The sequence below is a fragment of the Streptomyces sp. bgisy027 genome (genome assembly GCF_057710365.1).
In genome coordinates this window covers 16,566-37,931 of sequence record NZ_JBYIVZ010000053.1, presented here as the reverse complement: position 1 = coordinate 37,931, position 21,366 = coordinate 16,566, and the positions used below count along the sequence as shown (strand labels likewise).

General features: G+C 69.4%; 22 protein-coding genes. 15 read left to right on the top strand and 7 right to left on the bottom strand.

Annotation, left to right across the window (positions count from 1 at the left end):
- Positions 1–237 precede the first annotated feature (237 nt).
- From AC3ETA_RS38210 to AC3ETA_RS38190, 5 genes are all read right to left on the bottom strand, one after another.
- Positions 238–1,041, bottom strand: a complete 804-nt coding sequence (locus AC3ETA_RS38210; RefSeq protein ID WP_432197497.1) for an SDR family oxidoreductase — start codon at positions 1,039–1,041, stop codon at positions 238–240.
- 157 nt (positions 1,042–1,198) lie between these two features.
- Positions 1,199–1,588 carry a MaoC/PaaZ C-terminal domain-containing protein gene (locus AC3ETA_RS38205; protein WP_432197496.1) on the bottom strand — a complete coding sequence of 130 codons (390 nt, stop codon included), beginning with the start codon at positions 1,586–1,588 and terminating at the stop codon, positions 1,199–1,201.
- The gene (locus tag AC3ETA_RS38200; protein ID WP_432197495.1) at positions 1,585–2,055 is read right to left on the bottom strand and encodes a hypothetical protein; all 471 of its coding nucleotides are present in this window, start codon (positions 2,053–2,055) and stop codon (positions 1,585–1,587) included. The genes AC3ETA_RS38205 and AC3ETA_RS38200 overlap by 4 nt, the downstream gene beginning before the upstream one ends.
- A complete protein-coding gene (locus AC3ETA_RS38195; RefSeq protein ID WP_432197494.1) occupies positions 2,055–3,218 on the bottom strand; it encodes an acyl-CoA dehydrogenase family protein in 1,164 nt (387 codons plus the stop codon). Before AC3ETA_RS38195 ends, AC3ETA_RS38200 begins: the two co-directional genes overlap by 1 nt.
- 16 nt (positions 3,219–3,234) lie before the next feature.
- Positions 3,235–4,233 carry a zinc-binding dehydrogenase gene (locus AC3ETA_RS38190; protein WP_432197493.1) on the bottom strand — a complete coding sequence of 333 codons (999 nt, stop codon included), beginning with the start codon at positions 4,231–4,233 and terminating at the stop codon, positions 3,235–3,237.
- Positions 4,234–4,393: 160 nt separating this feature from the next.
- Here AC3ETA_RS38190 and AC3ETA_RS38185 point away from each other — a divergent pair, with 160 nt between their 5' ends.
- The 5 genes from AC3ETA_RS38185 to AC3ETA_RS38165 all read left to right on the top strand — a co-directional run bounded on the left by AC3ETA_RS38185 (position 4,394) and on the right by AC3ETA_RS38165 (position 9,589).
- The gene (locus tag AC3ETA_RS38185) at positions 4,394–5,161 is read left to right on the top strand and encodes an SDR family NAD(P)-dependent oxidoreductase (protein WP_432197492.1); all 768 of its coding nucleotides are present in this window, start codon (positions 4,394–4,396) and stop codon (positions 5,159–5,161) included.
- A 2-nt stretch (positions 5,162–5,163) separates the two neighbouring features.
- Entirely contained in the window at positions 5,164–6,303 is a 1,140-nt protein-coding gene (locus AC3ETA_RS38180) for an acyl-CoA dehydrogenase family protein (protein WP_432197491.1), read from the top strand.
- Positions 6,300–7,070 (top strand): SDR family NAD(P)-dependent oxidoreductase, encoded by a 771-nt coding sequence (locus AC3ETA_RS38175; RefSeq protein WP_432197490.1) that lies wholly within the window; start codon positions 6,300–6,302, stop codon positions 7,068–7,070. The genes AC3ETA_RS38180 and AC3ETA_RS38175 overlap by 4 nt, the downstream gene beginning before the upstream one ends.
- Positions 7,067–7,840, top strand: a complete 774-nt coding sequence (locus AC3ETA_RS38170) for an enoyl-CoA hydratase/isomerase family protein (RefSeq protein WP_432197489.1) — start codon at positions 7,067–7,069, stop codon at positions 7,838–7,840. Before AC3ETA_RS38175 ends, AC3ETA_RS38170 begins: the two co-directional genes overlap by 4 nt.
- Before the next feature lie 717 nt (positions 7,841–8,557).
- Positions 8,558–9,589: a Gfo/Idh/MocA family protein gene (locus tag AC3ETA_RS38165; protein WP_432197488.1), complete on the top strand. Its 1,032-nt coding sequence runs from the start codon at positions 8,558–8,560 to the stop codon at positions 9,587–9,589.
- 116 nt (positions 9,590–9,705) lie between these two features.
- On the opposite strand, the gene AC3ETA_RS38160 is transcribed toward AC3ETA_RS38165, so the two are convergent.
- Positions 9,706–10,566 carry a nuclear transport factor 2 family protein gene (locus AC3ETA_RS38160; protein ID WP_432197487.1) on the bottom strand — a complete coding sequence of 287 codons (861 nt, stop codon included), beginning with the start codon at positions 10,564–10,566 and terminating at the stop codon, positions 9,706–9,708.
- 81 nt (positions 10,567–10,647) lie between these two features.
- Positions 10,648–11,295, bottom strand: coding sequence for a TetR/AcrR family transcriptional regulator (locus AC3ETA_RS38155; RefSeq protein ID WP_432197486.1), 648 nt, complete (start codon positions 11,293–11,295; stop codon positions 10,648–10,650).
- An 89-nt stretch (positions 11,296–11,384) separates the two neighbouring features.
- On the opposite strand from AC3ETA_RS38155, the gene AC3ETA_RS38150 reads away from it, so the two are divergent.
- From AC3ETA_RS38150 to AC3ETA_RS38105, 10 genes are all read left to right on the top strand, one after another.
- Entirely contained in the window at positions 11,385–12,623 is a 1,239-nt protein-coding gene (locus tag AC3ETA_RS38150) for a cytochrome P450 (protein ID WP_432197485.1), read from the top strand.
- The gene (locus tag AC3ETA_RS38145; protein ID WP_432197484.1) at positions 12,613–12,852 is read left to right on the top strand and encodes a ferredoxin; all 240 of its coding nucleotides are present in this window, start codon (positions 12,613–12,615) and stop codon (positions 12,850–12,852) included. The genes AC3ETA_RS38150 and AC3ETA_RS38145 overlap by 11 nt, the downstream gene beginning before the upstream one ends.
- Before the next feature lie 58 nt (positions 12,853–12,910).
- Positions 12,911–13,423, top strand: a complete 513-nt coding sequence (locus tag AC3ETA_RS38140; protein WP_432197483.1) for a flavin reductase family protein — start codon at positions 12,911–12,913, stop codon at positions 13,421–13,423.
- 407 nt (positions 13,424–13,830) lie between these two features.
- The gene (locus tag AC3ETA_RS38135; RefSeq protein WP_432197482.1) at positions 13,831–14,991 is read left to right on the top strand and encodes a thiolase family protein; all 1,161 of its coding nucleotides are present in this window, start codon (positions 13,831–13,833) and stop codon (positions 14,989–14,991) included.
- Positions 14,992–15,144: 153 nt separating this feature from the next.
- Positions 15,145–15,651, top strand: a complete 507-nt coding sequence (locus AC3ETA_RS38130; protein WP_432197481.1) for an ester cyclase — start codon at positions 15,145–15,147, stop codon at positions 15,649–15,651.
- Between the two features lie 102 nt (positions 15,652–15,753).
- The gene (locus tag AC3ETA_RS38125) at positions 15,754–16,479 is read left to right on the top strand and encodes an alpha/beta fold hydrolase (RefSeq protein WP_432197480.1); all 726 of its coding nucleotides are present in this window, start codon (positions 15,754–15,756) and stop codon (positions 16,477–16,479) included.
- A gap of 16 nt (positions 16,480–16,495) precedes the next feature.
- Complete coding sequence (locus AC3ETA_RS38120) at positions 16,496–17,242, top strand: SDR family oxidoreductase (protein ID WP_432197479.1); 747 nt, start codon at positions 16,496–16,498, stop codon at positions 17,240–17,242.
- Between the two features lie 82 nt (positions 17,243–17,324).
- On the top strand, positions 17,325–19,334 hold the full coding sequence (locus AC3ETA_RS38115) for an acetoacetate--CoA ligase (RefSeq protein WP_432197478.1): 2,010 nt from the start codon (positions 17,325–17,327) through the stop codon (positions 19,332–19,334).
- A gap of 53 nt (positions 19,335–19,387) precedes the next feature.
- A complete protein-coding gene (locus AC3ETA_RS38110; protein WP_432197477.1) occupies positions 19,388–19,975 on the top strand; it encodes an NADPH-dependent FMN reductase in 588 nt (195 codons plus the stop codon).
- A 158-nt stretch (positions 19,976–20,133) separates the two neighbouring features.
- Positions 20,134–21,285 (top strand): CaiB/BaiF CoA transferase family protein, encoded by a 1,152-nt coding sequence (locus AC3ETA_RS38105; RefSeq protein WP_432197476.1) that lies wholly within the window; start codon positions 20,134–20,136, stop codon positions 21,283–21,285.
- Positions 21,286–21,366: the final 81 nt, after the last annotated feature.

Here is a 21,366-nt window from a genome sequence, read left to right as displayed (position 1 = left end):
CCTGATGTATGCGTTGTGACGTGGGGTGGGCGTGCATCACCACCGGGGCCGGCCCGGCTCCTCACGGGCCGGCCCGGGGCGTTGTCATGCTGTCCAGGCCGCGGCTCGGACCGTCGCCGTCCCTTGCCGTACCCGCCCGCCAGGCCGGTCGAGCCGGACCTCCCGCAGCGGGAAGATCACCGCTGCGGGAGGCCCGGCTCGACCCACGCGTTCCGTCATCGGTGGGGATACGGCTGCTCACAGCAGCGCCTGGACCTCGCCGCCGTCGGCCAGGATCGTTTCGCCGGTGGTGTAGCCGCCCGGAACCGAACTGAGGAACACCGCGAGACTCGCCACCTCGATCGGCTGTCCGGCGCGGCGCAGCGGATTGTTCTCGAAGAAGCGGTCGAGCATGTCCTGGTACGTCACGCCGGCTTCGTCGGCGCGTGCCTGCAGCCATGCCCGCGCCATGTCGGTCTCCACCGATCCGACCGCGATCGTGTTGAAGGTGATGCCGTACTTGCCGTAGTCGCCGGCGAGCGTCTTGTTCAGACCGACGGCGCCGGCACGAGTGGAGTTCGCGAGCACGTACGAGAACAGCTCGGTGGTCCGGATCGGTTGTTTGGCCGTGCCCGAACCGAGCGTCACCACACGGCCGAAACGCTTCTCGATCATCCCGGGCAGGACCGCGCGGACCATGTTGGCGTAGCAGATGGTGACCAGGTGGAAGGCATGCCGGAAGTCGTCGTCATCGAGGGCGGCGAACGAACCCGGCTTGGGCGCCTGGATGTTGAACACGGCGATCTCCGGGGCGCCGAACGTCTCTCGGGCGAACTCCACGGCGCGGGCGTAGTTCTCCACTTCGGTGAGATCGGCGGAGAAGCCGGCGGCCTCACCACCGGCGTCGCGGATGGCGTCCACGGTCTCGTCGATCGCCTTCTTCTCCCGGGCCACGACCACGACTCGGGCGCCTGCCTTGCCGAACAGCTTGCTCGCCTCGTGGCCGATGCCTTTGCTGCCGCCGGTCACGAGTGCGACCTTGCCAGAAATGCCAAGATCCATATCTTCCTCCTTAGTGCGCATGCCTGCTGACTTTGCGGGAGCACGGGGGAGCGGATGACCATGGCGCGGTCCGCGGCTCCTGGCTCACTCGGCCTGAAGCCGCGGACCGTGACCTCCAGCGGTCAGACAACGCCAACCGCCCGCCGCCGACGGTTCGTCAGGGACGGGTACGGATCGTCGCGGTCCCCTGCAGGACCCTCGTGCCGGGGCGGTCGAGCCAGACTTCGCAGGTGACCGTGCCGTCGTCGCTCGTCCCAGTGACGGTGCCTGACGCCGTGACCCGGTCGCCCGCGAAGACGTTGGCGAGCAGTCGGGTGGACAGGCCGGTGACCCGGCCCTCCGGAAACGCCTCCCGCAGCATGTTGAGCAGGTAGGCGATGTTGACGGGTCCCTGATTGACCGGTGCTTCGCCGATGCCGAGCGCCCGTACGGCGTCGGCGTCGACGTGGATGACGTTGGGGTCGCCGAGGATCAGCGCCATGACGTGCATCCGGGTGGCGTCCACCTCGCCCGTCCAGGTGGGCAGCTGGTCTCCGCTGTTGATCACGCCTGCACCGCCTCTCTCCGGGGCAGCACGAAAGTCTCCCGGCAGCGCGCCACCAGCTCCCCGTCCGTTCCGCGGACTTCGTACTCGACGGTGACCAGATCGAACACGCCCAGCGCGCGGCCCTTCTTGCGCGCGGCCCCCGTCACACGCCCGGTGACCGCGTACTCCATGCCGGCCTCGAAGGGCTTGAGCATGTCCAGGTCGCACTCGCCGAGCATCGGTCCGTCGGCACCGCTGCTGCCGAACAGCCCAAGAAGCCCTTCGACGTCGAGGCCGATGCCGGTCTGCGCGGCGACGAAGGACCAGATCGGGTGAGGCTCGGGGGAGGACCCTGACGAGGCGGGAGCGAGCACCGCGGCGTCCAGCATGCGGCTGACCACCGGATCGATCCGGTATCGGCCTGGCGGGAGCTCGGTGCCGACGAGGGCGGCGAGCTCCGCCTCGTCGGGCACGGTCGCGGCGCCCATCAGAACGACCTGGGCAGGCCGAGGCCTTCGGCGATCGTGTTGCGGGCCATCTCGTTGGTGATCGGGCCGATCCGGAAGAGGCGGGCGTCGCGCCAGTAGCGCTGCATGTCCGTCTCCGCCGAGTAGCCCATACCGCCGAGGATCTGGATGCCGAGGTCGGCGGCGTTGACCGCGTGCTCGGACGCGATCACCTTGGCCATGTTGGCCTCCTGACCGCACGGGAGGCCCTGCGACTGAAGCCAGGCCGCCTTCTGTACGACGAGCTCGGTCTGCGCGCGCCACATCGCGATGTTGGCGACGTGGTGCTGGAGTGCCTGGAACTCGCCGATCTTGTGTCCGAACGCCTCACGGACCTGCATGTAGGCGAGCGCGTCCTCAAGCACCCCGTCCAGGATGCCCAGGCAGAACGAGGACAGCATGATCCGCTCGTTGTTCAGGGTCGGCAGCAGCATGTACCAGGCGCGGTTGGGCTCGCCGAGCACGAGATCGTCCGGGATGAAGACGTCGTCGAGGTAGACGTCGCAGGAACCCATGGCCCGCATGCCGAGCTTGGGGATCTCGCGGATCGTCACGCCCTCGGACTTCGCGGGCACCACGAACAGCGTGACGCCCTGATGGCGCTTGGGCGCGTCCTTGTCGGTGAGGGCCAGCAGCAGGATGTAGTCGGCGACATGGGCCGCCGAGCACCAGGTCTTCTGCCCGTTGAGGATCCAGCCGCCGTCGCCGCGCACGGCGGTGGTGCGCATCATGCCCAGCAGGTCGGTGCCGCCGCTGGGTTCGGTGAAGCCGATGGACCAGCGGGAGCGGCCGGCCGCGATCTCGGGCAGGAAGCGGCGCTTCTGTTCCTCGCTGCCGTACAGGCCGATCGACTTGCCGCCCGCGAACGAGGTGATGCCCCAGATCCACGTCAGCCCGGCGAGTGAGCGAGCCAGCCCGCGGGCCAGGGTCATCTGGGTGAGGATGTCGCCGCCCTGGCCGCCGTACTCCTCGGGGATGCCGATGCCGTGGAAGCCGGCGTCGGCCAGCTTGTCCCACAGGGCGAAGGGGTAGTCGTGCTCGGCCTTCTCCAGCTCGCGGGCCCACTCCTTCGGGGCCTCTCCCTCGACCCAGTCGTGCACGAGCTTGGCGAGATCCTGCTGCTCCTCGGCCAGCTGAAAGTCCATGAATGCTCCTTACCGATCAAAGGCCTTGATGGGCCAGGGGGTTGGGGGTATCCGGCTGCAGGACCACCTTTCCGAAGACTTCGCCGCTCTCCAGCCGGGCGAAGGCCTTGGGCGCGTCCGCGAACGAGTGGACCCCGTCGATGTACGGACGGATTCCGTGGTGCACGCACAGCGCCAGCACGGACTCCAGATCGCGGCGGCGCCCCATCGCGCTGCCACGTACGGTGATGTTGTTCAGTGAGAGCCGTGACAGGTCGGCGGCGGGACCGGCTCCGGTGGTCCAGCCCGCGACCACGACGGTGCCGCCCGGGCGCACGCTGCGTACCGAGTGACCCCAGGTGGCCTCGCCGACCGTGTCGATCACGGCGTCCACCCGCTCCGGTAGCCGCTCGCCGGAGGCGAAGGTGCGGTCGGCGCCGATCGCGGCGGCCTTGTCCCGCTTGGCCTCCGACCGGCTGGTCACCCACATCCGCAGGCCCGCCGCCGCGCCCAGCTGGACGGCGGCGGTCGAGACCCCGCCGCCGGCGCCCTGCACCAGAACGGTGTCCCCGGGGCGGACGTCGGCCCGGTCGAACAGCATGCGATAGGCGGTCAGCCAGGCCGTGGGCAGACAGGCGGCCTCGGCGAAAGTCAGCTGCTCGGGTTTGGGCACCAGGTTCGCGGTGGGCACCACGACCTGCTCGGCGAAGGCCCCGCCGAGGGAGTCGGAGAGAGTGCCGCGCCTGGGGTCGAGGAGTTCGTCCCCGCCTCCGCGGGTGGCCTCGGCGACGAGGGCGTGGACCACGATGGGGGCGCCGTCGGGAGTGGTTCCGGCCACGTCGCAGCCCAGGACGTGCGGGTAGGCGGCGACGCCTCCCGCACCGCGCAGGGTCCACAGGTCGTGGTGGTTGAGAGAGGCCGCGGCCACCGTGACCAGCGTCTGTCCGGGGCCTGGTTCGGGGAGCGGCAGGTCGGTGACATCGACGCAACGCACAGGGTCGTCAGCGTCGGCAGAGGTAGCGACGACTGCTTTCATGAGGGCGACGCTAGCTTACCTGCCAACTGTTTGGTAGATAAGAGCGGGGATTCCACCTGCCAACTGTTTGGTAGATAGCATGGGAAGCCTCGTACCGGCACTGCTGTGATCCGTGCAGCGTGCCGAACTACACCGGGGACACACGGCGAGGAGGCCGACAGTGCAGGTACAGAACTCGGTTGCCCTGATCACAGGAGGAGCGGGCGGTCTGGGGGCCGGCGTGGCCCGGATGATCACTGCCGGCGGTGGGCGAGTGGTCCTCATCGACCTCCCTTCCTCGCCCGGCAAGGAACTGGTCGCGGAGCTTGGGACGGACAGCGCCTTGTTCGTCCCCACTGACATCACCGACACCGAACAAGTGGCGTCGGCGGTCGAGGCCGCCAGGGAGCGGTTCGGCCGGATCGACCTCTGCGTCAACGCGGCCGGGATTAGCCCCGGCATCCGCACGATCGACCGCTCAGGGAATCTCTTTCCGCTCGACGTCTTCCGCGCCGCCGTGGAGATCAACCTCATCGGTGCGTTCGACGTCTCCCGGCAGGCGGCCCTGGCGATGACCCACAACGAGCCGGGGGAGGACGGCGAGCGGGGACTGATCGTCCAGGTCTCCTCCATCGCCGCGGTCGAGGGGCAGGTCGGCCAGACCGCCTACACCGCCTCCAAGGCGGGCCTGGCGGCGATGGTGCTGCCGCTGGCCCGGGACCTGGCCCCGTCCGGCATCCGCGTCATGGGCGTGATGCCCGGCATCATGGACACCCCGATGCTGGCCGGCCTGGACGACAAGCGACGCTCGGCCCTGGTGGGACTGAGCCTCTTCCCCAAGCGCCTCGGCACCCCGGCCGACTTCGCCGCGCTGGTCCGGTCCTTCATGGAGAACACCCTGCTCAACGCCGACGTCGTGCGCCTCGACGCCGCCGCCCGGCTGGTGTGAACATGCGCAGAACACTGTTCACCGAGGCACACGGAGACTTCCGGGACGCGTTCCGTTCCTTCCTGCTCAAGCACGCTGCTCCCCACACTGAGCGCTGGGAGGCCCAGGGCTTCGTCGACCGCCCGTTCTGGAAGGAGGCAGGGGCAGCGGGGTTCCTCTCCTTCGAGGCATCGGAAGAGTACGGCGGACTCGGCGTCGACGACTTCCGCTACAACGTGGTCATCGCAGAGGAGCTGGTGCGGAACGAGGTAGCGGGGGACGGATTCGCCCTGCACAACGACATCGTCACGCCCTACCTGCTCCACCAGTGCAGCCCGCAGCAGCAGCGCCGCTGGCTGCCCGGCTGCGTCGCCGGCGACACGGTGACCGCGATCGCGATGACCGAGCCTGGTGCGGGCTCCGACCTGGCCAGGATCCGCACGACGGCGCGACTCGAAGGCGACGAGGTCGTGCTCGACGGTGCCAAGACCTTCATCACCAACGGGACCACCGCCGATCTGGTCTTTGTCCTCGCCCGGACCGGCGAGGCGAGCGGCCGCGGGATGACGCTCGTCGCGGTCGAAGCGGGCACGGCTGGCTTCGAACAGGGCCGTCCCCTGCACAAGATCGGGCGGCGGGCACAGGACACCGGCGAGATGTCCTTCACCGGGTGCAGGGTGTCGGCTGCCAACATCGTGGGAGAGCCGGGGCGAGCGCTGGAGCTCGTGAAGCAGAACCTTCCGCGCGAGCGGCTGTCGATCGCCGTGACCGCGGCCGCCGCGGCCCGGCACGCCTTCGAGCTGGCCCTGGACTACTGCAAGGAACGGCAGACCTTCGGCCAGATTCTCGCCAGGCACCAGACGGTGCTGCACCGCCTAGCCGAGATGCTTACCGCGATCGAGGTGACGGCCAGTCATATCGACCGGTGCGTGGAGGCGTTGAACGCCGGAGAACTGACCGCAGAAGAAGCCGCAGCCGCCAAACTCTGGGCCACCGAGACGCAGTGGTCGGTCACCGACCAGGCCCTGCAGCTCTTCGGAGGCTACGGCTACATGGAGGAATACCCCATCGCTCGCATCTGGCGCGACGCGCGGGTGCAGCGCATCTACGGAGGGACCAGCGAGATCATGACCGAGATCGTGGGACGGGGGCTGCTGCGATGAACGGACTCGACCTGGCCGGGCGGACCGCCCTCGTCACGGGCGGTTCACGGGGCATCGGAAGCGCGGTCGTACGCCGACTCGCCGCCGCGGGCGCAGACGTCGCCTTCTCCTACCGACGGGAGGAGGAACAGGCCGCGGCCCTGCGCGACAAGCTGCTCGCGGACGGCCGCAGGGCCGCGACGTTCCAGGCGGACCTCGCCGAGACCGGGGCCGCCGCACGGCTGCACCGCGACTGTGTGGCGGAGCTCGGCGTGCCGACCCTGCTGGTGTGCAACGCGGGTAACGCCTCGCGCGGCAACTCCGTCATCGAGACCCCCGAGACGGAGTTCGAGCTCCTGTGGCGGGTCCATGTCCTGTCCACCCTGGAACTGCTGAGAGCCGCCATACCGGCGATGAGGGCGGCGGGCGGCGGCTCGGTGGTTCTGGTGTCCAGCTCCTACGCGGCCTCCCGCCCCGCGGGCACCGCCCCCTACATCGCGGCCAAGTCGGCGCTGGAGGGCATCGCGACCGTGCTGGCCAAGGAGGAACGCCCGCACGAGATCCGGGTCAACGTCGTGGCCCCGGGCCTGGTGGCCACAGACATGGGCGACCGGTTGGTCCGCTCCGGCGGCGTCCACCGCAGCGCGAGGGACCTGGACGCCGGAGCGCCCTTCGGCAGAGTGTGCCGGCCCGAGGACGTGGCTGACGTCGTCCTCACCGCCCTGGCCCCCCTCTCGTCCTACGTCACGGGGCACCTCTACGTCGTGGATGGCGGTGACTCACTGTGACACTCCACTGCGAGGAGGTGTCGGGGGCCAACGGCGCTGTTGCAGTCGTCACCTTCGACAACCCGCCGGTCAACACGCTCACCTACGATCTCATGCGCCGATTTCTCGACCATGTGGACAAGTGGCGCGACGACGAGAACACCGCCGTGGTCGTCTTGGCCTCGGCCGTTCCGGACTTCTTCACGGCCGGTGGCGACGTGGGCGAGTTGCTCGCCTCCGCGGGCAGTGCGGACTCCATAGCTGCTCACACAGAGCTCACCGACATGCTGTTCGGAGAACTCGATGCGCTCCCTCAGCCGCTTGTCGCGGCTGTGGACGGCGTTGCCGTGGGGGGTGGGCTCGAACTGCTGCTCTGCTGTGACCTGGTGGTGGCCTCCGACCGATCCCGCTTCGGTACACCGGAGGTCACGCTCGGCCTGATCCCTGGGGCGGGTGGCACGCAACGGCTCCCCCGCCGGGTGGGCCCGGGACCGGCCCTCGACATGCTGCTCACCGGTCGCCTCGTCACAGCCGATCACGCCCGGACGATCGGGCTGGTGAACGAAGTCACCACGCCGCAACACGTCAAGGACCAGGCGCTGAGCCTGGCCGGACGCCTGGCCCGCCTGCCCCGTGCGGCGGTACGCGCCGCCAAGGCCGCAGGCAAGGCCGCGGCCGACATGTCGTTGTCCGATGGGCTTGTCTTCGAACGGAAGCTGTTCACCGACCAGCTCCTCGGTGACGAGGCGCGGGACCGGCTGGCCGCCTTCGTCAGGGGCGAGCGTCTCTGATCCGCCGACTCCTCTCGCGGAGGCGGAGGGTGCAGAGGCGTGGCGACTGAGCGGCGCCGGATCAGTCGGCACCGGACACGTGAGTGGCGGTGCCGCCATGGCCGGTGGCCTCGGCGGGCCCAAGCTCAGCGATCCGGCCCATGGCGGCCGCGTAGCTTTCGTGCGGGGGCGCGTCGTGTGGGCTGGACTCCTGTCTGGCCGAGTAGCGCGGGTGACGGGATGTGGCGCAGCAAGGGCGCTTCAACACCGCCGCCCGCACGTGTGATGCTGTCGAGTGCGACGGCGAACGCCTCGGGCGCCATGCACAAAACGCTCGTGGCTCCCGATGAGGGTGGCGTGCCCGTGAAGCAGCGGATCATACGGGTCTCCGGAAGTCCTCCTGTGCCTGGCATACCCGCTGGCGCTAGGTGGTGCGAAGGTGTGCTGTGCCGGGTCGCTACCATGGGCGGCATGGCAGACGAGCCGGGCGGACGGTCGCGCAAAGCACCGAGGGCTTCCCGAGGAACGTCCGGACTCAACAGGCAAGGCGGTGGCTGACAGCCACCCGCGGGTCACCCTTGAGACAGCGTCACAGAAAATTACCGCCGAGGACCTCGGACCTCGGTAAGGGCGAATCTGCGGTGCAAGAGGTCACCGGTGCCCAGGGCGGCCTGGTCAGCTGGGTGAACCCCCACCTGGGAGCAACGCCCCCCCGCCGAAGAACGCAGAGGAGTTCCCTTGGCCACCCCTGTACGCATTGGACTGATCGGCTACGGCTTCGGCGGCCGCGTCTTCCACGCCCCGCTGCTCGTTGCCGCCCCGGAGTACGAATTCCTGGGCGTGGTCACCAGTTCCCCTGAGCGCCGAGCCCAGGTCGCCCAGGACATGAGCCGACGGGTCTTCGACTCAATGGAGGACCTGGCCCGCGCCGGTGCCGAGGCGGTCGTCGTCTCCACCCCGGCGGCCACGCACGTGACCCTGGTGCAGCAGGCGCTGGAACTGGGCCTGGCTGTCGTCTGCGACAAGCCGTTCGCACTCGACGCGGCCTCGGCCCGTGCGACCGTCGAACTCGCGGAGAAGAAGGGCCGTCCGCTGACGGTGTACCAGAACCGTCGGTGGGACTCCGATTTCCTCACCCTGCGGACGCTGCTCGACAGCGGCGAAATCGGGGCCGTGCTCCGCTATGAGGCCCGGTTTGAGGTCTTCCGGCCCGAGGCAGGTGCTCCTGCCGCGGGTGGCGGCACCCTTGTCGACTTCGGCAGCCACCTGGTCGACCAGGCCCTGGTGCTGTCCGGCCCGGTGGAGCGGGTGTACGCGGAGATGCACCACCGCGAGGACGAGGAAGGACTCGACGACGACGTCTTCGTGGCCCTGACGCACCGCGACGGGGTGCAGTCCCACCTGTGGGGCAGCTGGCGGCAGGGTGCGCCGGGGCCCAGCCTGCGCGTGACCGGGACTACCGGGACCTTCGTGGTCGACCACAGGGACAGCCAGGACCGCGGGCTGATGACCGGTGCGACGCCGCAGTCCGAGGGCGACAGCTGGGGTACCGTGCCCGAACAACTCTGGGGCCAGGTGCGCCGCGGAGATACCGCCGAGCCCGTCATGTCGAGCCGCGGCAGGTGGGACCTGTTCTATACGTCCTTCGCCGCCGCGGTCCGCGGTGAGGGACCTGTTCCCGTCGACCCCTGGGACGCGGTGGCCACCGCCACCGTCCTGGACGCCGCGCGGTCCAGCGCCCGCGACGGCCAGGTGGTGCGCCTTCCTTGACGTGACCCCGCGCCGGTGGCTTGCGGGCGGTGGCTCAGGAGGCTGCTGGGCCACCCCGGCTGGGACGAGCGGTGTTCAGGCCGAACAGTTCGCATATCGGTCTGATCCGCCGAACTTCATCGTGCACGGTCGTATGTGAGCCGACGGACAAGTCCGATCCGGTCGGTGACCGCCTCGATCAGCCGGACGGTGTGGCGTCCGTCCGGCGCGACGTCGCTCCTGGATTCAGCGATACCGGTGCAGAAGAGAGAGGCCGGAACGCCGCGCTGGTCGTCGAGACCGGGCAGGCCGCCGTTGTACACGCCGTCGACGCGCACCGCGAACGGCACCTCGGTTCCGGCCGAGAAGGCGTCCAGGACGGTCCACCGCGCGTCCGACAGCACGGGCCGAACAGGAACTGCGCCGGTCGGCCCGTCGTCGAATCGGTCGGTCGGCGCGCTGTCGATTCCGCCTTCCCGCAGCCAAGCCACAACGGAGTTGAGCGCCGTGACGTCTTCAGCCGCGACCGGAGTGCTCCAGGGGTCGTGTCCCGGTGCGCCCACCGGGTCCGGGACGCCGTCGGTCAACTGCCGTCGCCTGGCGAAGTAGTCCTGCTCGACGGTGCAGTCGAGCAGCCGCGCACCGTCCCAGTGGTAGAGGCTGATGCCGCGCCAGGCGGCGAGCCGCCCCCCATGCCGCCGTGAGGCGCCGTGCTCGGTGAAGACCAAGGCGAGCCGTTCGCCGTTGGTGACGAGCCGGTGAACAGTGAATCCCAGGCCGGGGAACTGGTCGTACTGCCGCTGTGTGGCAGCGCGGTAGGCCGTGTCGCGGCCACGGATCTCGTGCTCGCCCATCCGCAGCAGGTAGTCGTCCACCATCAAGGAGGCCAGCTGCGAGAAGTCGTGGGACGCCGTATAGGCGAAGGAGTACCGGCGCATCAGGGCGTGGAAGGGCGTGAGGCCCGTCGCAGCGTCTGGGGAATCAGTTCGCAAGGGCATGATGTCAACCATACGTTTGTTTGGTAAATCGCCTCAAGGCCTCCCCGGGCCGACCGAACCGTGGACCCTGGGGGCGGGCTCTCAGGCCTCGAGGGATTTGCGGCACATGCGGGAGATCTCCTCCGCGATCGCCTCGGGCGAGGAGCTACCTCCGGGCCGGTACCACCGGTAGACCCAGTTCGCGGCCCCGAGTATGGTCAGCGCCCCCAGGCGGGGATCGGCATCGGGACGGATCGTGCCGTCATCCTTACCGTCGATGACGAGCTTCTCCAGCCTGACGATGAAACCGTGCACGGGCAGTTCGGCCCGGCGGTCCGCGGTGAGCTGATCCGCCTCGTGCAGGTACACGGTCGTTTCGGTGAGGTGCTCGATCAGGAAGATCACGTGCTCTCGGACCAGCACCTCCAGCCGGTCGATGGCCGGCCCGTCGTCCGGCACGCGCTCGGCCAGGCGTTCCTCAGCCAGTACGAGCACCGAGCGGACGAGCTCGAAGAGCAGGTCTTCCTTGGTACGGATGTAGTAGTAGAGGCTGCCCTTGAGCATGCCGAGCTCATCCGCGATGCCCTGCAGGGTGGTCGCGGAGTACCCCTTGTCCGCGAAGGTCTTCGCGGCGACCTGGAGGAGCTCGGCCCAGCGCTCGTCCCCGGGCTTTCGGGTGGCTTCCGTACGCCCGGGCCGACTCTTTCTGGCCGTGCGTCCGACCCCACCCACGCGCGTTTTACCAGTCACTTCGGGCACCTTACACGATCGCTGTTGACGGAACTCCGACTTGTATCGCAGGCTATTCTACCAACCGATCGTTTGACAGTGAGGTTCCCATGACGATCTACGTCGCTCCCGAGCTGGGAGACCTGGACCTGCGCGGCGAGTCCGCGAGCCGGGATCCCTATACCGTCTACGACGCCCTGCGGGCACGCGGTCCGGTCGTCCTGAGCTCCGTACACCGCGCGTGGCTGATTACCTCGCACGCCGCCGTCGCCGACGCGTACACCCGTCCTGAACTGTCGTCGGACCGCATCGGGGCGATGATCGACGCTGGACACGTCGGTCTGGGTGAGCACTCGCTCAGCGTGCTGACACTGATGCGTGACTGGATGGTTGTCTCCGACCCGCCCGCCCACACCCGGCTGCGCCGGGTCGCCGCAGCCGCCTTCAAGCGCCAGCGGATCGGTCTGATGGCCGACCGGATCCGGGACCGCGTCGACGAGTTGCTGGACGCCTTCGTGCGCTCCGGCGAATCAGACCTCATCGAACACGTCGCCCATCCTCTGCCGGCCTCCCTGATCGCGGAGCTGCTGGGCGCGCCCGCCGACGACCGGGACAGATTCCGTCACTGGTCGGACGACCTCGCCCTGGTGGCGTTCGGCGCGGGAGGCGAGGCGCAGGAGGAACGGCACGCCCGGGCGTTGTCCGGGCTGGAGAGCATGTTCACCTACTTCCGTGACCTTCTGGAGCGGGCTCGATCGGCATCCGACGACACGATGCTGTCCGTCCTCGCCGCTGCCCAGCCCGACGGCGAACGGCTGACCGACGACGAGATCCTGTCCATGTGCGCCCTGCTGCTGTTCGCCGGCCATGAGACGACGATCAACTCGATCTCCAACGGCATCCTTGCTCTGCTGCGTCACCCCGAGCAGCTCCAGCAGCTCAAGGCCGACCCGTCGCTGATGGCCGGCGCGGTGGAGGAGATGCTGCGTTACGACGGCCCGGTCAAGCTCACCGTACGGTGGGTGAACCGGGATCTCGAACTGGGCGGCCAGACGCTGCGCACGGGCGACCGCGCGTACCTCGTGAACTCGGCGGCCAACCGCGACCCGTCGGTGTTCGCCTCCCCCGCCTCCTTCGACATCCGACGCTCGCCCAACCCGCACTTGGCCTTCGGCCGCGGCGTGCACGCCTGCATCGGGGCCCAGCTGGCCCGGCTCGAAATGCGGGTCGCGATCGAACGGATCCTGGAGCGGCTGCCCGGGCTGCGCCTGGACGAGGAGCCGCAGTGGCTGCCGAGCCTCGCCTCGCGGGCCATGCGCGAACTGCCGGTGGTGCACGATGCCCGCTGAGCGCGCCGATCCCCACGCCGCAGAAGCCACGGGGACTGTCCGGGTCGTCGCACGGACCGAAACCTGCGAGGGCAGCGCCCAGTGCATGCTGGCCCTCCCCGACCGCTTCGTCCTCGACGGACGGTCCCGAGTCGTCGTCGAGGTCGCCGAAGTGGACGAGGCGGACTACGACGATGTCGCGGCGGCGGTGCGGAACTGCCCCACCGGCTCGCTGCGGATCGAGTTCTGAATGACCCGGCCCGTGCCTGCGCCGCAGGACACAGGCCGGTCCGGAAAGAAGGGAAGAGATGACGACTCATGAGACATCCCTGGTGATCGGGAGCGATCTTCAAGGCCGGTTCCGTGAGGTGATGGCCGGCGTCGCCACACCCGTCTCGGTGGTCACCGCGCTGAGCGACGGCCGACCGCATGGCACCACGGTCAGTGCCTTCACGTCACTGTCTATGGCGCCGCCGATGGTGCTGGTCTCGCTCGATCGCCGTTCGAACCTGCTTGCGCTGATTCGACGTTCAGGCCGGTTCGGCCTGAACGTCCTCGGAGCACACCAGACCGCGCTGGCCATGGCATTTGCCAAGAAGGGCGCCGACAAGTTCACCGACGTGGTCTGGAGCCAGGAAGACGCGGTGCCCCGTCTGTCCGGCGCGCTCGGGTGGCTTTCGTGCGACGTGACAGACCTCGTCGACGGGGGCGACCACGTGGTGGTGTTCGGTGCGGTCCGCGCCGCCCAGGCCACCGAGGGCAAGCCCCTGACCTACCACGCTCGGATGTTCGGCACCCACGCGGCACTCGAACAGGTCTGACCGACCAGCCCCGGCGTCTGCCTGGGCAGCCTCGCGGCGGGACAGCGGTGACCGGCGTTTGCCGGGCACTCCCGCGTCGTGCGCCGCCCCTCGGGGAGTTCTCCGCCCTCATCTTTCGTAGCCAGAAGCGCCTTGGCTGTGTCCGCCGGATACGAGACGTGGCAGCAACACGGGGCTCACTGGGCGGAACTTCGCGGTCAACGCGGACCAGGCCTCCAAGAACCACCGGGCCACTGCACAGCCACCGGCAGGGCGAAGAGCGCTCCTACTCCCGACTGGCTACTGCCGTCCCCGTCATGATCCGAGGAAATCGCACGTGACCACGGCCGGGACGCGTGTGAGTCGACACATCGCCACGGCCAACTTTTCCCGAACCTTCACCTCCTTCTTCTTCCTGGAGTTCCCTGATGCGAGACGCAGTCATCGTCGAAGCGGTACGTACTCCTCTCGGCAAGCGCGGCGGGGGGTTGTCCGGCGTGCACGCCGTGGACCTCGCGGCTCACGTGCTCGAAGCCCTGTCCGAACGCTCCGGCATCGACCCCGCAGTCGTGGAGGACGTGTTCTGGGGGTGCGTCAGCCAGACCGGCGAGCAGACCTTCAATATCGGCCGCAACGCGGTCCTGGCGGCGGGCTGGCCCGAATCGGTGCCCGGCACCACCATCGACCGGCAGTGCGGCTCTTCCCAGCAGGCGGTCTCCTTCGCGGCGGCGACGGTGATCAGCGGCCAGGCGGAAGTCGTCGTGGCCGGAGGTGTGGAGTCGATGAGCCGGGTGCCGATGGGCTCCGCCAACGGTGACGGCTCGGTCGGGCATCCGCTCGGACCGCGGTTCCTGGCGCGCTACGACGGTGTGTATCCGAACCAGGGCCTGGGTGCGGAGATGATCGCGGAACGTTGGGGCTTCTCACGGACGCAGCTTGACGAGTTCTCCCTCGCCTCGCACGAGAAGGCCGCGAAAGCCCAGGCCGCGGGGGCATTCGAGGCGGAGATCGCGCCGGTGCCGGTGGGCGACGGCCGGGTCGTCGGCGTGGACGAGGGCGTCCGGCCGGGCGGCACGCTGGAGATCCTCGGCGGCCTCAAGACACCGTTCAAGCCGGACGGCGTCATCAGTGCGGGTAACGCCAGCCAGATCTCCGACGGTGCGGCCGCCCTGCTCGTGATGACTTCAGAGAAGGCACGTGAGCTGGGGTTGCGCCCGATCGTCCGGATCCACACGACCGTCATGGCGGCCGACGACCCCATGATCATGCTGACCGCCCCGATGCCTGCCACGCGGAAGGTGCTGCAGCGGGCCGGGCTGACCCTGGACGACATCGGAATCTACGAGGTCAACGAGGCGTTCGCACCAGTACCGCTCGCCTGGCTGCACGACCTGTCCGCGGACGAGAGCCGACTCAACCCCCTGGGCGGGGCGATCGCCCTGGGCCACCCGCTGGGTGGTTCCGGCGCCCGCATCATGACCACCCTCGTCCACCGGATGCGGGCCACCGGCACGCGCTATGGACTGCAGACGATGTGCGAGGGCGGCGGCATGGCCAACGCCACCGTGCTGGAGCTGCTGGACCAGTGACGCAGCCCGAATCCGTGGCGGAACAGGACGTTCCGGCGAGCTAACTATCTACCGGTTGTTTGATAGACCCGATAGACTCCTTCACCAGCGGGAGCAGGGCTCCCGCCCGACGCCTGGTGCGCTCGACGGCGACCGCACGAAGGGAAGCACATCATGGAAGCTCCCAAGCTCACGTCCCACGTGGACATCGACTCGCTCACGCATCTCACGCCGGAGCAGAGGAAGCACGTGCAGACCTGGATGGATCTCCAGGACCTCCTCAACACCGGCGAGTTCGGCGAGAAGATGGACGCCTTCTTCCACCCGGACATGACCTACGGCAACCCCTCGCGTCCGGACCTGGGCACCTACCGGGAGTGGAAGGTGTCCCCGCGTGAGCTGTACAAGAGGTTCCCGCCCTCGCGCTATCGGACGCTCAGCGCGCTCGGCAAGGGCGACAACGAGATCTGGGTCCACTGTGAGCACATGGGCGAGCACGTCGGCGGCCGCTACATGGGCGTAGAGCCGACGGGAAACCCTGTCAGGGTCGAGTGGTTCTCGATCGTCACCTTCAAGGACGGCCTGATCCACCGGATCTTCAGCATCGCCGACACCCTCAGCATGCTGATCCAGGTCGGTGTGGTGGCGCCGTCGACCCTCCCGGTCGACCCCTACAAGTAGCCCCCCTCACCGGCAGCAGCCGACGCCACCGGGCGAGCGCTGCGCACCGTAACCCCCTCTTGATCCTTCCTACACCCCTCAACGGCGAGAGACGGAGCCCCGATGACGACTTATGTACTCCTGCACGGCGGCGGAATGGGCGGATGGGTCTGGCGCCACGTCGCCGCCCCGCTCCGCGCGGCCGGCCATGACGTGCTGACTCCGACCTTCACCGGCTTCGGCGAACGGGTGCACCTGCTGTCCAAGGACCACGGGCACGACGTGCACGTCCAGGACGTGCTCGGAGTCCTGCGGTACGAGGACGTCAGCGATGTCGTCCTCGTCGGACACAGCTTCGCGGGAACCGTGATCCCGGGCGTGGTGGCCCAGGAGGGCGGCCGCATCGGGCGCGTCGTCTACCTGGACGCGGTGATGAGCTATTCCGGCGAGAGCGTCTCCGAGACCATGGGCCAGATGCTCGCCGACCAGATGCCAGGTGTTCGCGCCGCGGTCCAGGGTGGGCAGGCCGGCCCAGGGACGGACGTACACCTGCGCCAGCGTGAACTGCTGGCGGCCAATCCCCACGACGTGCCGGCTGAGCGCATGGAGTGGCTACTCGAGCACCTCTCCGACATGCCGCTGCGGTCCGTGGTCGACCCGGTCGCCGTCGGTGTGGAGACCCTTCCCCGGACCACCGAGTACATCGCCGCCAAGAACGACCCGACGATGGCCAGGTCCCACGAACGCGCGGTCGAACTCGGCTGGCAGGTGCACGAGTGGAAGGCCGACCACAGCTTCATCGTCGGCCAGCCCGAGCAGGTGGCCGACTTCCTGCTGGGCCGCAGCTGACCCGAGGAGCCGCGCGGTGTACGAGACGTTCTCCGTTGCCGGTCGGACAGCCCTGGTCACCGGTGCCACCTCCGGGATCGGAGCGATGGCCGCGGCGGCCCTGGCCGAAGCCGGGGCCACGGTGCACATCGTGGCCCGCGGCGCCGCCGACTGCGAAGAGACCGCGGCCAAGCTCCCTGGCGCGGTCGCGCTCCCTGGGGACGTGTCGACCCTGGACGGCGTGGAGGCGCTGGCCGGCCACGTGACGGGTCCTGTGCACATCCTGGTCAACAACGCCGGAACGGTGCGGGAGAACCCGCTGGGATCCTTCACCGAGGCCGACTGGGACGATGTGGTCGATCTCAATCTCAAGGCCCCGTTCTTCCTCACCCAGCGGCTCCTTCCCGCACTGCGGGCTGGCGCCTCCCCGCACGCGCCGGCCACGGTCATCAACGTCGGCTCGGTCGGCGGGCTGCGCGTCGGCCCCCGGCAGACGTACTCGTACGCCGCCTCCAAGGCCGGGCTGCACCAGCTGACCAAGTCGATGGCACGGCGGCTGGCCGGCGAACACATCACGGTGAATGCGATCGCCCCGGGGCTTTTCCCCAGCCGGATGACACCGGGCGACGGCGAGGCCGTACAGGCGGCGGTGAGCGTGTCCGTCCCCCGGGGCCGCATCGGGCGAGCCGAGGACATCGGCGGCGCGGTCCGCTTCCTCGCCTCGCCCGCCGCCGGATACATAACCGGCACCATCATCCCGGTCGACGGCGGCATGAGCCTGTAGACCCTGGTCGCAGTCATGCCGTGCCCGGCCGCGCCGGACACGGCCGGGCACACGGAAAGACAGGAACGAGGAGAGCATCACCATGGCTCCTGGAGCGGCACCTCCCGGTGACGGCGTGTTGTGGCGGCCGACCGAGTCGTCGATCGCCGCCACCCGGCTCGGCGCGTTCGCCCACTGGGTGTCCGAGCGGCGTGGCACCGCCTTCGGCGAGCCCGTGGACTACGACAGAATCTGGCACTGGTCGGTCGAATCGCCCCAGGAGTTCTGGGGCGACCTCGCCACCTGGACGGGCGCCCTGCCCGGTGTCCCCGACGCGGAGGTCCTGACCGACGCATCCATGCCCGGCGCGACCTGGTTTCCCGGCCGCACCCTCAACTACGCCGAGCAGGCGCTGCGACCAGCCGTCGACGGGCGCGTCGATCCGGGCAGCCCCGCCCTGATCGCGGTGGCCGAGGACTCCGAACCGGTCGACATCTCCTGGCAATCGCTGCGCGGACAGGTCGGAGCGCTCGCCGCGACCCTGCGGCGGCTCGGCGTGCGACCAGGCGACCGGGTCGTCGGCTACCTGCCGAACATCCCCGAAGCCGTGGTGGCCCTGCTCGCCACGGCCGCCGTCGGAGCCGTCTGGTCCGCATGCGCTCCCGACTTCGGTGCCCGCGCCGCGCTCGACCGCTTCACCCAGATCGAACCGGTCGTCCTGATCACGGTTGACGGGTATCGCTTCAACGGGCGGGCCCACGACCGTCGCGAGGCCGTCGGCGAGCTGCGCGCCGCGCTGCCCACGCTCCGGGCCACGATCCATGTGCCGCGACTGCAACCGGAGGAACTTTCCGAAGGTGGGCTGGCCTGGGCCGACACTGTCGCGGACTCGCAGGAGCCCGTCTTCGAGGCCCTCCCGTTCGACGCTCCCCTGTGGATCGTGTACTCCTCGGGCACCACCGGCCTGCCCAAGGGCATCGTCCACGGCCACGGCGGCATCGTGCTGGAGCAGTTGAAGATCGCCCAGCTGCACCAGGACGTGCACCCCGGTGACCGCTACTACTGGTACGCCTCAACCGCGTGGATCATGTGGAACATCGCCACGTCCGCCCTGCTGTCCGCCGCCACGGTGGTGGTGCACGACGGGGCGCCCGGCTTCCCCGACCTGGACGCCCAGTTCTCCGTTGCCGCTGCCACCGGCGTCACCCATCTGGGCACCAGCGCCGGGTACCTCAGCACCTGCGAGAAGGCTCGTCTGCACCCCGGCAAGGACCATGACCTCAGCAGACTGCGTGTCGTGGGCTCCACCGGCTCACCCTTGCCCACCTCGACGTTCTCGTGGGTGTACGACGCGATACGGCCGGATGTCCTCCTGGCCTCCATCTCCGGGGGCACGGACGTGGCCACGGGCTTCCTCGGAGCGAGCCCGCTGCTGCCGGTGATCGCCGGAGAGCTGCAGCGCCCCATGCTCGGCGTCGCCGCGGCCGCCTGGGACGAGGACGGCCACGCCGTGCGGGGCGAACTCGGCGAACTGGTCGTCACCCTGCCGATGCCCTCCATGCCCCTGTACTTCTGGAACGACCCCGACGGCACCCGTTACCGCCAGGCCTACTTCGAACCGTGGCCCGGAACCTGGCGGCACGGGGACTGGATCGAGACCACGGGCAGCGGCGGAGTGGTGGTCACGGGCCGGTCGGACGCCACACTCAACCGTGGCGGGGTACGCATCGGCACCGCCGACATCTACGCCATCGTCGAGCACCTGCCGGAGATCGCCGACTGCCTGGTCCTCGGCGTCGAGCAGCCCGACGGCGGCTACTGGATGCCGCTGTTCGTCCAGCTCACCGACGGACAGGAGCTCACCGAAGCGCTCACCGAACGGATCCGGCAGTCGATCCGCCACCAGGCCAGCCCCCGGCACGTGCCGGACGAGATCCTGGAAGTCCCGGGCGTCCCCCGCACCCGGACCGGCAAACGGCTGGAAGTTCCGCTCAAGCGACTCTTCATGGGCATCGCGCCGGACTCGGCGGTCAACCCTGCCACCGTCGACGATCCAGATCTCCTCGCCCACTACGCACGCCTGGCCCGTGAGCGCGGCGCCACCACGACCTGACCCCCTCTTGCTTGCCTTTCCGTCCTCGACAAGTCCGTGGAGTGAATCCCGACATGCATCGCATCCTGGTCGTCAACAGTTCTACCCGGCAGGGACGGTTCAGCGACGGCGTCGCCGGCTGGGCCGTACAACGGCTGAAGGAGCGAGGCGACTTCCTCGTCGACCTGCTCGACCTGCGCGACCACCCCCTGCCTCTCTTCGACGGCGCTCCGCCGGCCTACCACCCCCGCGAGTACGCCGACGAGAACGTCGCCCGCCTCGCCCGGCGGATCGACGCCGCCGACGGCTACGTCGTCCTGGTCGCCGAATACAACCACGGATACACCGCCGCCCTGAAGAACGCGCTCGACCACACCTTCGCCGAGTGGCAGCGCAAGCCCGTGACCTTCATCGGCTGGGGCAACGTCGGCGGCGCCCGCGCCATCGAGCAACTGCGCGAGGTCGCAGTCGAGTTCGAGATGGCCCCGCTGCGCCACGCCGTCCACATCCTGCCGGACGTGATGCGGGCGGCCCGCGACCGGGGCGGCCAGGCCGACGAGACGCTGCTCGCTCCGCTCGAGCCGCGGCTCGAACTCCTCGCGAACGACCTCGCCTGGTGGACCGACGCCCTGGCGTCAGCGCGTACGCGAGAAGACCACTGACCCGACGCGGATGAGAACGGCGCACCTCAGGATCGGACATGCGGCATGGTGACGCACCCGCGAGCCTCACCGTCCCTTCACTCCGTCGGGAGTCTGCCGGCCGACTCCCGACGGACCCGCCGCCTCCCCAAGCACACGCCCCGCACAGGAGAAACCCCATGCCCACTGCCCCTTCAGGCCCCCTCGCCGGGCTGCGCGTCCTCGAACTCGGAGGCATCGGCCCCGGACCGTTCTGCGGGATGATCCTCGCCGACATGGGCGCGGAGGTCATCCGCATCGACCGGACGGCCGAGGCGGGACGCCCCGCCTTCAACCCTGTTCTGCAACGAGGGCGCCGCTCGGTCGCTCTGGACCTGAAGGCCACTGAAGGGACCCGGACGGCGTTGAGGCTGGTCGACACCGCCGATGCGCTGATCGAGGGCTTCCGGCCGGGTGTTGCCGAGCGCCTCGGCCTGGGCCCGGAGGAATGCCTGGCACGCAACCCCAAGCTGGTCTACGGGCGGATGACCGGATGGGGCCAGGACGGCCCGCTCGCCCACACACCGGGCCACGACATCAACTACATCGCGCTGTCCGGGGCGTTGCACGCCATCGGGCCGGCTGACGGCGATCCCACCGTGCCGCTCAACCTGATCGGCGACATGGGTGGCGGGGGCCTGCTGCTCGCCCTGGGCATCGTCGGCGGGCTGGTGCACGCCAGGGCCACCGGCCGCGGCCAGGTAGTGGACGCGGCGATGACCGACGGCAGCGCCCTGCAGCTCGCCCTGGTCCACGGCATGATGGCTCAGGGACAGTGGACCGACCGGCGGGGCGGCAACCAGCTCGACGGCGCCGCGCCCTTCTACCGCACCTACCGTTGTGCGGACGTCGGCCACATGGCCGTGGGCTGCATCGAGCCGCAGTTCTACGCGGAGTTCCTCGACGTGCTCGGACTGAGCACCGACCCGCTGTTCGCCAAACAGAACGACACCTCTGCCTGGCCGGCCATGGCCGCCCGTCTGGAGGAGATCTTCGCCCACCGCACGCGCTCCGAATGGACCGCCGCTTTCACGGACCGCGAGGCCTGCACCACCCCGGTGCTCGACTTCACCGAGGCCGCCACCCACCCGCACAACGTCGCGCGCGGCACCTACCTCACCCGGGACGACGACCTCCTCTCGCCCGCCCCTGCCCCCCGCTTCCTGGGAACGCCCACCGCGGCAGGCCACCCGGCCCCTTCAAACGGTGCGCACACCGACGAGGTCCTCCTGGCCGCCGGACTCAGCGCCGACGAACTTGCCGCCCTGCGCACCCAGGGCGTCATCGCCTGACCAACCCCGTCTGCCTCACCCAGCAGCGTCTGCTGTCCCCGGAGGTCCGGCAGAGCCGCTCGCACGCCGCGGCCGCACGCT